Annotated in this window: 11 protein-coding genes and 4 tRNA genes; 8 read left to right on the plus strand and 7 right to left on the minus strand. The window is 71.9% G+C overall.

Going from position 1 to position 12,609, the window contains the following annotated elements; genetic code table 11:
- Positions 1-63: 63 nt before the first annotated feature.
- The 3 genes from ABD234_RS04470 to ABD234_RS04480 all read left to right on the plus strand — a co-directional run bounded on the left by ABD234_RS04470 (position 64) and on the right by ABD234_RS04480 (position 2,310).
- Positions 64-939, plus strand: a complete 876-nt coding sequence (locus tag ABD234_RS04470) for a LysR family transcriptional regulator (protein ID WP_038372296.1) — start codon at positions 64-66, stop codon at positions 937-939.
- Positions 940-1,658: 719 nt separating this feature from the next.
- Entirely contained in the window at positions 1,659-1,922 is a 264-nt protein-coding gene (locus tag ABD234_RS04475) for a hypothetical protein (RefSeq protein ID WP_156954114.1), read from the plus strand.
- Positions 1,923-1,998: 76 nt separating this feature from the next.
- Positions 1,999-2,310 (plus strand): hypothetical protein, encoded by a 312-nt coding sequence (locus tag ABD234_RS04480; protein ID WP_156954115.1) that lies wholly within the window; start codon positions 1,999-2,001, stop codon positions 2,308-2,310.
- Between the two features lie 658 nt (positions 2,311-2,968).
- Here ABD234_RS04480 and ABD234_RS04485 read toward each other — a convergent pair.
- From ABD234_RS04485 to ABD234_RS04495, 3 genes are all read right to left on the minus strand, one after another.
- Positions 2,969-3,044: transfer RNA gene (locus ABD234_RS04485), tRNA-Phe, on the minus strand.
- Between the two features lie 120 nt (positions 3,045-3,164).
- Positions 3,165-3,527, minus strand: a complete 363-nt coding sequence (locus tag ABD234_RS04490; protein ID WP_038372299.1) for a metallopeptidase family protein — start codon at positions 3,525-3,527, stop codon at positions 3,165-3,167.
- Positions 3,528-3,777: 250 nt separating this feature from the next.
- Positions 3,778-3,850, minus strand: a tRNA-Glu gene (locus tag ABD234_RS04495).
- A gap of 532 nt (positions 3,851-4,382) precedes the next feature.
- Here ABD234_RS04495 and ABD234_RS04500 point away from each other — a divergent pair.
- Positions 4,383-4,456 (plus strand) — tRNA-Asp (locus ABD234_RS04500).
- A 166-nt stretch (positions 4,457-4,622) separates the two neighbouring features.
- Here ABD234_RS04500 and ABD234_RS04505 read toward each other — a convergent pair.
- Positions 4,623-5,309, minus strand: coding sequence for a response regulator (locus ABD234_RS04505; protein ID WP_084148432.1), 687 nt, complete (start codon positions 5,307-5,309; stop codon positions 4,623-4,625).
- On the minus strand, positions 5,288-6,403 hold the full coding sequence (locus tag ABD234_RS04510) for a histidine kinase (protein ID WP_038372538.1): 1,116 nt from the start codon (positions 6,401-6,403) through the stop codon (positions 5,288-5,290). Before ABD234_RS04510 ends, ABD234_RS04505 begins: the two co-directional genes overlap by 22 nt.
- Positions 6,404-6,622: 219 nt before the next feature.
- On the opposite strand from ABD234_RS04510, the gene ABD234_RS04515 reads away from it, so the two are divergent.
- Positions 6,623-8,290, plus strand: a complete 1,668-nt coding sequence (locus ABD234_RS04515) for an alpha/beta hydrolase (RefSeq protein WP_344354301.1) — start codon at positions 6,623-6,625, stop codon at positions 8,288-8,290.
- A gap of 134 nt (positions 8,291-8,424) precedes the next feature.
- Positions 8,425-8,500 (plus strand) — tRNA-Thr (locus tag ABD234_RS04520).
- A 1,198-nt stretch (positions 8,501-9,698) separates the two neighbouring features.
- On the opposite strand, the gene ABD234_RS04525 is transcribed toward ABD234_RS04520, so the two are convergent.
- On the minus strand, positions 9,699-10,517 hold the full coding sequence (locus tag ABD234_RS04525; protein WP_344354302.1) for a response regulator: 819 nt from the start codon (positions 10,515-10,517) through the stop codon (positions 9,699-9,701).
- Entirely contained in the window at positions 10,499-11,680 is a 1,182-nt protein-coding gene (locus ABD234_RS04530; RefSeq protein WP_344354304.1) for a sensor histidine kinase, read from the minus strand. Before ABD234_RS04530 ends, ABD234_RS04525 begins: the two co-directional genes overlap by 19 nt.
- Before the next feature lie 73 nt (positions 11,681-11,753).
- Between ABD234_RS04530 and ABD234_RS04535 the strand changes: the two genes are divergently transcribed.
- Both ABD234_RS04535 and ABD234_RS04540 read left to right on the plus strand, forming a co-directional pair.
- Complete coding sequence (locus ABD234_RS04535) at positions 11,754-11,972, plus strand: hypothetical protein (protein ID WP_038372305.1); 219 nt, start codon at positions 11,754-11,756, stop codon at positions 11,970-11,972.
- A gap of 115 nt (positions 11,973-12,087) precedes the next feature.
- Entirely contained in the window at positions 12,088-12,546 is a 459-nt protein-coding gene (locus tag ABD234_RS04540; RefSeq protein WP_344354305.1) for a Fur family transcriptional regulator, read from the plus strand.
- The last annotated feature ends 63 nt before the right edge of the window (positions 12,547-12,609 follow it).

The following is a 12,609-nucleotide window of genomic DNA, read 5'->3' on the forward strand; positions in this document are numbered from 1 at the left end:
AGCCGGTGATAGTCTCACGGCACTCACCGGACAGCATCGATACTCCGACTGCATGGAGCCGCCGTGTACACCCTCGACCAGGTGCGGTGCTTCGTCGCCGTCGCCGAGCACCTGCACTTCGGTCGCGCCGCCGCGGAGCTGAACATGACCCAGCCGCCGCTGAGCCGCCAGATCCAGAAGCTCGAGCGCGCGGTCGGGGCCGAGCTCCTCGCCCGCGACAACCGGCGGGTCCGTCTCACCCCGGCGGGGCAGCAGTTCCTGGGGGAGTCGCGCAAGCTCCTGGCCCTGGCCGAGCGCGCGCCCGAGGGGGCCCGGCAGGCGGCCGCGGGCACCCGCGGCACGGTCACGATCGGCTTCACCGCGGCCAGCGGGTTGTCCCTGCTGGGCCCCCTGCTGTCGCGGATCCGCGACGCAGAGCCCGAGATCTCGATCGAGCTCGTCGAGATGGTGACCTCCCAGCAGCTGCAGGCGCTCGAGGAGGAGCGCATCGACCTCGGACTGGGGCGGACGCGGACGGCTCCCGAGGGGATCGCCCGGCGTCTCCTCCTCAGCGAGCGGCTGGTGCTGGCCCTGCCGTCCACGCACCCGCTGGCCGATCCGGAGCACCGCCCGGTCCGTGCGGACATCGCCGGGCAGAAGCTGATCCTGCACTCGGCGACCACCGCGCAGTACTTCTACGACGTCGTCGTCAAGCACTTCGACATCGACCACCAGCTCGTCCAGCACTCGCTGAGCCAGATCATGACGATGATCCACCTCGTCGCGGCCGGTCACGGCATCGCCTTCGTCCCGGAGTCCGCACGGTCCATCGCCGTGCCCGGCGTGGTGTTCCGCCCCGTCGAGGATCTCCAGGAGGAGGTCGTCGAGCTCCAGGCCCTGTGGCGTCGCGACGCGTCGCACCCCGCGCTGCACCGGGTGCTGGCCGTGATCGCGCCGTGAGCCGCCGGGGCTCCCGGGCCGAGCACCGGAGCGGCCCGGTCCGATCCTGAACGGTCACCGGATCGATGCCGATCGGAGCCACCACAGGACGTCCGCAGCAGCGGGCGCGGTGTCTGCCTGGCGCGCAACATTCTCCGCCGACTCTGCGGCGAGTTCCGAGGGGAATGGCGGCGTGCACGTTGCGGTCTGCGCAGCCCTCTCTCTGGTTCCCTGCGATGCAAGGATTTCCGTCAGCATTCTATTCTACAATAACACACTTGCGAGTGGAAAACAAATGGATGCAGTCGGCTCAGGGCTTTACAAGTGTCGCGCAGTGGCATATCTTGAGAAAGGTCGGTGGCGTCGATGTCGCCGAAAGAAGGAAGGTTTACGGAGATGGCACCCAGGCTCGCAACGAACGTCGATCCCGACATATGCAAGGTCGTCCCGAGCATCGCGAAGGGTGACGGCGTCGACCCTGAAGTTCCCCGGAAGGCGACCGCTGGGGGCGCGCCTCAGCGGACTGGTGATCTGATCCATGAGGGCCCCGTCGGTCAGTGCGGGCTGAACTCGGCGACGGTCCCTGCAGGCGCCGTTCCGGATATCGCGGGGCCGGCTGGCCTCAAGGATCTGACCCTCGCGTCGTGGAGGAGCCGTGACCGCGCCGCTCGGGGGCGATTTCTCCGGCACGTCGAGAGCATCACTCCCGCCGCGCCTGTTCGTGGGGAGTCCTGGTGTTGATGCGGGAGTCGCTGGACATCCTGTCTGCCCTGCGGGAGGGGATCGGTGCGGGCGAGAGCGCGCACGTGCTCGGACTCCGAGCCGAGCTGCTGGATGCAGTGATCCGTCGTGAGGCCGCACGTGCTCGCAGCGAGGGCGTGTGGCAGGGGCGGGCCGAAACGCCCGGCGAACTGCGGATCCGGGAGCGGGACGAGTCTCTCGCCGCCGTTCACGAAGCCAGGATCGCGCAACGAATCGACGCCGCCCTCGACCAGGATGGGTGACCGGTGCTCGGTGGTCATGGCCACCCACCGGCCTCGCGCCCTTCGAGCGATTTCCTCTCTGCTGCCAGGGGCGGGCTTGACCGGACTCCACGATGGCGGCCGCGCCGTCGTCGACTCCCGCGGCATCATTCCCTGTCGATATGCCGAACACCTCGGCTTCTCGAATTCTGCATGGAGGCTCGCAATGTTGAATCTCATCCACCGTCTGCTCGGTATCGACGTGCTCAAGGCCGAGAACGAACGCCTGCGCGTCGATCTCGACACCGCGCTGCACGACGTCACGGTGCTTCGTCTCTGGCGCGTCGCCGTTCAGTCGAAGAACCCCGGTCTCGGGAACCTCCTGCCCGAGCAAGAACACCTCGACTACGCCGAGCGTCGCGACCACTGAAGAAGAGCGACCTGACGGGGGAGGGACCGTTCCTGGGCGCGCGACCTCGACCGGTCTCTCGGCTCCGAACGCGTCGCCGCTCTCCATCGGTCTCGAGGTCTGCTGACGCGGAATGGCTGGGCTGGGTCCGAGTCCACCAGGACCGACACCCGTGCCTCGCTCGACCGGATCATGCACCTCCGCGTCGACGTCGGGCTCGTCCTGGTCGACCCCGCCCACGTGCCTGATGGGCCGTGCCGGTCGACCTGCCAGGCGTTGGCCTGCACCGGGCGCCATCTCGGATGAGCTGCCCCTCTCACGCCCCTCGACATCATCCTGAACGAAAGGGTGATCGACGTGGCCCGGTCTCCCAGTCCCACAGGAATGGACGCCTCGTGGCGGAGGTGACGAAGCCGGGCGATGCACCGAAGAGCAGGCACCGAACCGATCTCCATCGATCCAGGCGGGGGAGCCCTCGATGCCTCGGACCTCGCCCGACCCATCGGCCTGTCCGAGAGGCGTGACGACGTGACGGCGTACCGGCCAGGTGAGGGCCGCGGCAGCAGCACCACCTGGGCGACGGGCGTTCGCGATCATGGCGAGAGAAGCCATGTATCCGGCAGGTGGCGTGCACCATGTCCGAGTACGCAAAAACCCCCGCGTCAGCAGGGGTTTCGCTTGGTGGCTCCGACCGGCGTCGATCCGGTGACCTTTCGATTTTCAGTCGAACGCTCTACCAACTGAGCTACAGAGCCGTGGTCACCGCGGTGACCGGAGATCAGATTAGCAGGGCCTGCGCTCCGGCATCCAATCGGCGCGGGCCGATGAGAGGCACGACACGCGAACGCCCGCGGAGCCGCCGGTCGCGCGGGGGTTCACCCCCACCCGAGCTCGTGCAGCCGGGCGTCGTCGATGCCGAAGAGGTGTCCGAGCTCGTGCAGCACGGTCACCGCGATCTCCTCCACGAGCTGCTCTCGGCTGGCGGACATGCGCTGTAGCGGGCCGCGGAAGATCCAGATCCGATCCGGCTCCCGGAACCCGTCGAAGGTGCTGCGCTGGTCCAGCGGGATCCCCTCGTACAGACCCAGCAGCTCCTCGCCGCCGCCGCGATGCCGCGGCTCCTCCTCGACCAGGATGGCGACGTTGGCCTGGGCGATCGCGCGGGCGACCTCGTCGGGAAGGGAGTCGAGGGCGTCATCGACGGCCTCCTCGAACTCTGCGCGGCTGATCTCCACCATGGGTCCAGCCAACCAGGCCCGGCAGGGAACAGCAGGGATCGGCGCGCGGCGGCTGCGAGGACCATGCGCCTCCGGCCCTGACCTGCACGCGCAGGGGGCCCGGGGGAGTCGTCCCGAGGGAAAGGGGTGCTGGGTGCGACGGCGATCTGCGCAGCTGCGGGGCGGAGCGCCTGGTCGCGGGTGGACCTGCGGGGCGCCGATCGGAGGCGGGGCGACCCGGCCCTCGATCAGCGCCCCCGCAGGTCAGCGGTACCCCCAACGGGATTCGAACCCGTGTCGCCGGCGTGAAAGGCCAGTGTCCTAGGCCGCTAGACGATGGGGGCGCACGGCAATGGTACAGGTCACCGGGCAGCGCCCGCGGCAGCGCCGGGCTCCCTGAGGTGCACGCGACATTCCGTGCCGGCACGACCCGGCCCACGGGGCAGTGCCTGCCGCACGATGCCCGCCGGACCGTGCCTGCCGCACGATGCCCGCCGCACGATGCCCGCCGCACGATGCCCGCCGGACCGTGCGCGCCGTACTGCGCCTGCCGGAGGGGGCGGCCCGCTGCTGCGGAGGGCGGTCGCCTCGCGGAGCGTCCCGGGAGCCGCCGCGCCGAGCTCGGGGAGTCTGCGTGCCGTCTCCCGGGAGCGCCGGACCCACCGGTGCGGGGGAGCGGGCCCCATGGGCCGAGTCCTGCCGGGGCGGCAACGGCGCCGGCGGGCAGAGGGCCTGTCGGATGCCCGGATCCGGGGGTGCAGGGCGGTGGCCTCGCGCGATGCGAGGCGGCTCACAGTAAAAGTGGCACGAGCGGCCCCGAACGTCCGGTAGAGTTTTCTCTGTCAGCGGCACGGAAGTGCGGATGACGAAGAGAATGGCCCTGTAGCTCAGTTGGTTAGAGTGCCGCCCTGTCACGGCGGAGGTCGCCGGTTCAAGCCCGGTCAGGGTCGCCCAGTGCGAAGGCCCCGGAACACACGTTCCGGGGCCTTCGTCGTTCCCGGGTGCGCGACGCGGCGGCCCGTCGAGGCCGCAGCCCCGCGAGGCCGCCCCACCCCGCCGGATCTCCCGCCGCGACGATCGCCGCGCGCCCTGCCCGGGCGCGCGCCCGCCGACGGATCAGACGGGATGCTCGTCGATGTCCGAGAGCCCCGCCTCATGGGCGATGATCGCGATCTGCACCCGGTTGGTGCAGTCCAGCTTCGCGAAGATCTTCGAGACGTGCGCCTTCACCGTCGCCTCGCTCATGTAGAGCCGCGCCCCGATCTGGGCGTTGGACAGCCCCGCCCCGACGGCGCCGAGGACCTCCGTCTCCCGCTCGGTGAGCAGCTCCAGCCCCGGGTGCCGCTCGGGGCGGGCGCCCGGGTTCGCGTGCGAGAAGTGGGAGAGCATGCGGCGCGTCACCCCGGGGGACAGCATCGCGTCCCCGCCGGCCACCACCCGCACCGCACGGATCAGGTCCTGGGGTGGCGTGTCCTTGAGCAGGAAGCCGCTGGCCCCCGCCTCGAGCGCCTGGAACACGTACTCGTCCAGGTCGAAGGTGGTGAGCATGATGATCTTGGGGGCCCCGGGCAGGGCCGTGACGGCCTGGGTGGCGGTCAGGCCGTCCATCGTCGGCATGCGCACGTCCATCAGCAGCACATCGGGCCGATGCTTCTGCACCAGCGGCACCGCATCGCTGCCGTCGGATCCCTCCCCGACGACCTCGATCTGCGGATCGGCGCCGAGGATCATCGCCAGGCCCGCCCGGACCAGGGAGTCGTCGTCGATCAGGCCGATCCGTGTCACGGAGTCTGCGCTGGCCATGGAATAACCGCCTTCACTTCGAATCGACCATCGGAGGTGGGGCCTGCGGTGATGGTCCCTCCCGCATGGCTGACCCGGGTCTCGATCCCGGACAGCCCCATCCGCGCCCCGGGCAGGTCGGTGGTGAACCCCCTGGGAAGCAGGTTACTCACCTCGACGATCAGCTCGTCACCGGGCTCGCCGATCAGGGCCACGCGGGCCTTGGTGTGCCGGGCGTGCTTGTGGATGTTCGTCAGCCCCTCCTGCACCACCCGGTAGGCGGTGCGCGCCAGCGGATCCGGCACGGGGGCGTCGATGAAGTCGTACAGCTCCACCCGGATCCCGGCCTCCTGGCTGGTGGTGACCAGGCGCCGCACGTCCTCCCAGGTGGGCTGCGGCGCCAGCGGCGCGGATTCCTCCGTGCCGCGCAGCACGCCGAGGACCTGGCGCAGCTCGGTGAGGGCATCGGCCGCCGAACGCCGCATCAGCCCTGCCGCGGCGGCGACCTGCGCCTGGTCCAGGTTCTGGTTGACCTCGAGCGCGCCCGCCTGGAGGGCGATCAGCGAGATCTTGTGGGCGACGATGTCGTGCATCTCCCGGGCGATGCGGGTGCGCTCGGCGCGGCGGGCCTGCTCCTCGGCGACGGCGCGGCCGTGCTCGGCCTGCTCGGCACGGGCGCGCAGCTGGTCCAGCAGCTCCCGTCGTGCCGAGGTGTACATGCCCAGCACCGCCGAGGTGAGCGTCATCAGCACCAGCAGGATGACGAAGACGACCGTCCCCGGCTCGCGGCTGAGCACCAGCGGCGGCAGCGCCGTGGCGACCGCGCCCAACAGCGTGACCAGCGCGATGAGCACGCGGGACGAGCTGCGGGTGGCGAATCCGTAGACGGCCACCACCATCACGGTGAACGAGGTCGCCAGGGCGTTCAGGGCCAGCAGCAGCGGCAGCAGCCAGCGCCAGCGCCGATGCCGCAGCAGCAGGGTCGCGACCAGCGCCATCCCCAGGGCCGCGCCCACCCACCGCCAGGGCTCGCTCGTGAGCAGCAGCCCGAAGACGCCCTCCGCGGCGCCGCACACCAGCATCAGCGCCTCGATCCACCAGCGGCGCGCGGGCATCACCCCGCCGCGGGGGACCAGGGCCGCCGTCGCCCCCTCCCCGGCTGCGCGCGGACGCCGGGCCGGGGATGAGGAGGGTTCGCGTTCGCCGTGCACCGGCCCAGCCTAAGACCTGGCCGCACGCGCGCACCCCCTCCCTGGGGCGAGCATCTGCCGTCCTCTCGGCGAGGGGTCCACCCCGTACGATGAGTCGAGCCGAGGGACGACGAGAGGGCAGGAATGCACGACGTGCGACACGGACGGGCGCCCCGCGCGATGCGATACCTGGCGACGGCGGCGGCGGTGCTGCTCGTGGTCGCCGGCTGCGGGCCGCTGGATCGGATCGGGATCGGCGGGGGAGGGGACGAGCAGACCACCGCACCCGCCGCCGGCGACGGCACGAATGTCGAGGGCGAGGCCACGCCTCCGCTGGCCGAGACCGGGACCTCCGCCGCGGCGGAGCTCCCGCAGGACCCGGCCGGCGACGCCGCCTACGCGGCCTACTACTCCCAGCAGGTCGCCTGGGCCCCGTGCGACGACTCCGTCGACGGCCCGGCCTCTCTCGAATGCGGCACGGTCACGGTGCCGAAGGTCTGGAACGACCCGAGCGCCGGTGACCTGCAGATCGCCGTGACCCGGCTGCCGGCGACCGGACAGAAGCAGGGCTCGCTGCTGACCAACCCGGGCGGCCCGGGCGGTTCCGGCGTCGACTTCGTGGCGGGATCTGCGCAGACCCTGTTCAGCGAGGAGGTCCGCGGCGCCTACGACATCGTCGGCTTCGACCCCCGCGGCGTCTCCCGCTCGGCCGGCATCACCTGCCTGGACGATGCCGAGACCGACGCCTACCGCGCCGAGACCTTCGACCTGGCCGATCCGGAAGGGCTCCAGGCCGCCGAGGACGCGTTCACCGAGCTCAGCGCCGCCTGCGAGAAGAACTCCGGGGACCTCCTGCCCTACCTCGACACCTACTCCGCCGCGCGCGACCTCGACGTGCTGCGCAGCGCCGTCGGCTCGGAGAAGCTCGACTACGTGGGCTACTCCTACGGCACCTACCTCGGCGCGACCTATGCGGAGATGTACCCCGAGCGCACCGGGCGCTTCGTGCTCGACGGCGCGCTCGACCCGCGCCTGACGGCCGATGACATCACCCGCGGCCAGGCCGAAGGGTTCGAGGAGGCGACCAGCGCATTCGTCGAGAGCTGCCTGTCCCAGGGCTCCGACGGCTGCCCGCTGACCGGATCGGTCGAGGACGGCAAGGAGCAGCTGCGGGCCTTCTTCGACTCCGTCGACGCCCAGCCGCTGCAGACCGACGATCCGAACCGCCCCCTGACCGGGGCCCTCGCGCGCAGCGGCCTGCTGGTCGTGCTGTACAACGACGAGAACTGGCCGCTCGGCGTGCAGGCCCTGAACGCGGCGATGACCGGTGACGGCTCCACCCTGCTGTTCCTCGCCGATCTCAGCGCGGACCGCGAGGACGACGGCACGTACAGCGGCAACGGCACCTTCGCGATCACCGCCGTGAACTGCCTGGACCATGTGGGCGTGGCCGATCAGCAGTGGCAGATCGACGAGGCCGCGGCGGTCGCCGAGGAGTTCCCGACCTGGGGCCCCGGCTTCGGCTTCAGCCAGACCATGTGCGACCTGTGGCCGGCGAAGCCGGTGCGCGAGCCTGCGCCGATCTCCGCCGCGGGCAGCGACCTGATCGTCGTGATCGGCACGAGGGGCGACCCCGCGACGCCCTATGACTGGGCCGTGGGCCTGGACGAGCAGCTGGAGAACTCGACCCTCATCACCTACGAGGGCGAGGGGCACACCGCCTACGGCCGCTCCGGCGGCTGCGTGGAGGCCGCCGTGGACGCCTACCTGCTCAGCGGCACCGCCCCGGAGGAGGGCCTGACCTGCTCCTGAGGTGCGCCCCGTCCGGCCCCGGGTCCGCCCCGGGGGCCGGGGGAGGCGGGGTGACCTACTCCTCACGCCCCGGTTTTGCGCCTGACATGCAGGTCTCGTAGAGTGGTCCGGTCCGGTGCACAGCGTCCGGGCAGGCCGCCTTAGCTCAGTCGGCAGAGCGATTCACTCGTAATGAATAGGTCGGGGGTTCGATTCCCCCAGGCGGCTCCAGAAAACGGGTCCTGACCAGTGCTTACGCCCCCTTGGGGACGAGGCGCAGGTCGGGGCCTGTTCCCGTTGTGGCGACTTTCCTGGCGACTTAGCGTCCGGCGCGCACCTCCGAGAGCACGTTGCCCGCCTCCGTGGGCGTCGTCCTCGTGTCCCCGTACTTCGCCCGGGTGAACGCCGCGTTGGTGTGCCCCACGTGCGCAGCCACGCGAGGACCGGCGAGACCTCCGTCCAGCAGTATTCCGCCCGTCGGCGTCCGCGCAGGGCGCTGTGCCCGTCTTCGATATGCGATCGTTGCGCGGCCGTGCAGGTGCGTCGCCAGCAGCGCTATATCCGGGGTGAGCCGCGCCCGCAGTGGGGCACCTCGCACCGCGTGTTACAGCTCCATCACGGACATCTGTCTTCGACCGGCAGGTCGGTTCGGGGCGCCGTAGCGTGCCGGTATGACGGAATCCGGGGATGGGGGAACCTTGCGCTGCGGGACGTGCCGACAGGTGTACGTCCCCGATCCGTCGGTCCCTGAAGGCCATGACTGCGACCCGGACATCTACGAGACCATCGCTCTCGACGACGGCCCTCTGGCGGACGTCGAGCCTGCTCGGCAGGCCCGCGGGGAGGAGGCCCCCGGTCGCGCCGGTCGCGCGGGGGACCGTCCCGGGGCACAGCCGGGCATCGCGGGGCAGGTGGCTCTGGGCATCTAGGCCGCGGCGCCTGCGGCCGCGCGGCTGCTCACGCAAGAACAGGCCGGACCCTCTCGGGCCCGGCCTGTTCTTCGGGGATCTTGCTCGGATCGGTGCTGCGCCCCCGCGACGCCGCGCCCGGGCCTCGAGGGCCCGGCGCGGTGAGGATCGTAGGCCGGACCCAGTGCTCAGTTCAGGGGGGTGGGGGAGAACCGAGCACCAGGTCCAGCAGACGAACGAGCCCGGAGGCTCGACCCCTGCTGCGGGAGGAGAACGGCTGGGGACCAGACCAGCTCGACGGAGACCGCCTGCAGGGGAGCTCTACGACGACAAACTTACGGGCGCCGGATCATCGGCGGAACGACCCCAGGTCCCGTTCTCGGCGGCCGCTCGGGCCTATCTCTGGTACCTGGGTACACCCCTGCCCCGTTCCCGAGGTGCCAAGGCCTCGGCCGTGGGCCCCTCGTCCCGCCCTCCCGCCGACGCCGGGACGTGGAGGCAGGGGTCGCGCAGATGCGGGCTCAGCTGCGCGGCACCGGCGGCTCGGCGAGCCCCAGCTCGAAGGCGCGGACCGCGATCTGCAGCCGGGAGGTGCACCCCAGCTTCGCCATCAACGAGGTGACGTGCTTCTTCACGGTGGACTCGGAGAGCACCAGCTGGTTCGCGATCTGGGTGTTCGTATCGGCCCGGCACAGCAGGTGCAGCACCTCCAGCTCGCGGTCGGTCAGACCCAGGGAGAGCGCCGCGGCCTCGCCCGGCCCGGAGCCGGCGTCGACCGGCGAGGTGGGGGCCGGTGCCGCGTCCGTCGGAGCGGCGGGCATCCCCGCCCGGTCCTCCTGCGCGTCCTCCGCATCCCCGGCGGCCCCGTGCTCGCCGCTCGCCGGCCGATCGCCGGTGTGCAGGCTCGAGGCCGGGGCCGGTCGGCGCCCTCCGGCCAGCGCCGCCGCCACCTCCGGGGTGATGACGACCCCGGCGCCGGCGGCGGCGGCCTGCACGGCCGCGACGAGCGACGCGGCGGAGGCGGACTTCAGCAGGAAGCCCGCGGCGCCCGCCGCGAGCGCCTCGCGCACCTGATCATCGGTCCCGAAGGTGGTCAGCAGGAGGACGGCCACCTGGGGATATGCGGCGCGGATCTCGAGGGCGCCCGCGATGCCGCCCATCCCGGGCATCGCCAGATCCATCAGCACGACGTCGGGGACCTGCTCGGCGAGGGCCGCGAGGGCCTCCTCGGCGGTGCCGGCGTGCGCATCGACCTCCATCTCCGGGGCCGCGCGCAGGTAGCCGGCCAGCGCGTCGCGGACGATCGGGTCGTCGTCGCAGATCAGGACCTGGATGCCCATCGGCCCCCCTGGGTGCTCGACTGGATCGGATGGGGCGCGGTCATGCGCGCCATGAAGGAGCCGCCGTCGGTGCGGGTCTCGACCGTGCCGCCGACGCCTGCGAGCCTCTCGCGCGCCCCGATCAGCCCGCTGCCGCCCGAGGGGACGTTCGGCGCCGTCGTGGCGCGCCGGTTCACGACGACGACGTCGACGCCGGCGGCCGAGGTCTCGAGCATGAGGGCGACCGGGTGCTGCGGGTCGCCGTGCCGGACCACGTTCGCCGCCAGCTCGCCCAGGCACAGGGACAGCACCGGCACCAGCGGCCCGGGGACGTCGCGCTCGCCCTCGACGTCGGTGTTGACGGTGAAGCCGGCCTGGGTCAGGCGCTTCTGGGCGGACTCCAGCAGCGTGGCGCCGGGGACGTCGCCGGCGACCTCGCCCGCGTCCTCGCCCTCCTCGCTGCGACGCAGAGCCTCCATGGCGGCGCGCAGGTCCTCGGTGGCGGCGCGGGCCGCGGCGCTGATGCGTCCCAGGTCGAGATCGGTGGCCGGGTCCGGCTGGTCCCGCAGGCGGGCCTGCTCGGCGATCATGACGACCTCGGTCGTCGCCCGGATCGCGGTGTCGTGCAGCTCGCGCGAGAGCGCGCGGCGCTGCGCGGCGAGGTCCTGCACCCGGGCGCGGCGGGATTCGCCCAGCCGCAGGCCGAGGGTCCGGATCACCACCCCGATGGTCGCGGCCGCGAGCAGGAGGATCACCCAGATGCTCGCGCCGACGGCGACGTCGGCGGCGCTCTGGGCCAGGGAGACGGTCGCCGCGATGAGGATCGCGGCGTACCAGAGGCCGATGAGGATGCTGGTCAGCGGGCGGCAGCGGGCCACGCAGGAGGTGAAGGCCACGATCGAGGCGAACACCCCCAGCCCGATGTACACCGTCGGCACGGACACCGCCAGGGTGAGCACGCCGCCCAGGGCGAGGGCCGCCGGGAGGGGGTGGAGCAGAGCGAGGCCGCCGGCGGTGCTCATGAGCACCCACAGGACCATCGAGCCCGGATCGGGGTGACGCCAGGCGCCCGGGGCGGTGAGGAGCAGCAGCAGGAGGGCGACCGATATGGCGGGAAGGGCGCGCCGCGCCTCCCGGACTCCTGTGTCCAGGCGATCGAGCAGCGACGACTTCCGGAAGGGCACGGGCCAAGAGTACCGGTGCGGACGTACGCTGTGGCTCCGGGCACACCCACCACTCACCTCTCAGGAGACTGCCATGACTCGGACCGCAGTACGCACCATCACCCCGTCCCTCCGGCGGGTCGTCGGCCGCGGCTTCGCGGCGGCCGCGGTCCTCGGCCTCGCGATGCTCCCGGTCGGCGCCGTCGCCGACACCGGGCTCGGAGGTTCGGGGGACGTCGAGACCCAGCGGATCGAGGGCTGGTGCCAGATCGCTCCGCGCCTGCCCTTCATCTGCGTGGACAACCGCCGGTGATCCACCGGTGACCGCGCCTGCGCCGCCGGGGAGGGATGTCGGCGGCGCAGCGCGCCCGTGATTTGACTGGATCCTTTTCTGGAACTTCTCCAGAACACGCGATAGGGTGAGTCCCGTGAGCCACCACGACCACCCCTCGCTCGACCCCGTCGCCGCGCTGCGCGACGCGGGTCTGCGCGTGACCGCCCCGCGGGTCGCGACGCTCGCGGTGGTCGCCGAGCACCAGCACGCGGACGCGGACGTCATCGCCTCCGCCGTCCGCGAGCGCCTCGGCTCCGTGTCCCACCAGGCCGTCTACGACGTGCTGCGCGCTCTGACCGAGGTCGAGCTGCTGCGCCGCGTGGACGCCGACGGCCGTCGCGCCGTCTACGAGCTGCATCGCCACGACAACCACCACCACCTCATCTGCCGCGTCTGCGGCCGGCTCGAGGACGTCCCCTGCGCGGTGGGCGAGGCTCCCTGCCTCCACCCGCACTCGCAGCACGGCTTCGAGCTCGAGGTGGCGGAGGTGCTGTACCGGGGCGTGTGCCCCGAGTGCCGCGCGGCGCAGGCCCATGTCCCCGCCGGGACATGACCCCCATCCGTACGCCCCGACCCGGGCCGTCCCCTCGGCCCGCACCCTGCCGCCCGGCGGTCC

Source organism: Brachybacterium phenoliresistens, from assembly GCF_039530785.1.
Lineage (GTDB): Bacteria > Actinomycetota > Actinomycetes > Actinomycetales > Dermabacteraceae > Brachybacterium > Brachybacterium phenoliresistens.

Excerpts from the sequence above, each read along its gene's own strand:
- ABD234_RS04490 (WP_038372299.1), bottom strand. The coding sequence starts at position 3,527 with ATGGTGGAGATCAGCCGCGCAGAGTTCGAGGAGGCCGTCGATGACGCC.
- ABD234_RS04475 (WP_156954114.1), top strand. The coding sequence starts at position 1,659 with ATGCGGGAGTCGCTGGACATCCTGTCTGCCCTGCGGGAGGGGATCGGT.
- ABD234_RS04510 (WP_038372538.1), bottom strand. The coding sequence starts at position 6,403 with ATGCCCGCGCGCCGCTGGTGGATCGAGGCGCTGATGCTGGTGTGCGGC.
- ABD234_RS04535 (WP_038372305.1), top strand. The coding sequence starts at position 11,754 with ATGACTCGGACCGCAGTACGCACCATCACCCCGTCCCTCCGGCGGGTC.
- ABD234_RS04515 (WP_344354301.1), top strand. The coding sequence starts at position 6,623 with ATGCACGACGTGCGACACGGACGGGCGCCCCGCGCGATGCGATACCTG.
- ABD234_RS04525 (WP_344354302.1), bottom strand. The coding sequence starts at position 10,517 with ATGGGCATCCAGGTCCTGATCTGCGACGACGACCCGATCGTCCGCGAC.
- ABD234_RS04505 (WP_084148432.1), bottom strand. The coding sequence starts at position 5,309 with ATGGCCAGCGCAGACTCCGTGACACGGATCGGCCTGATCGACGACGAC.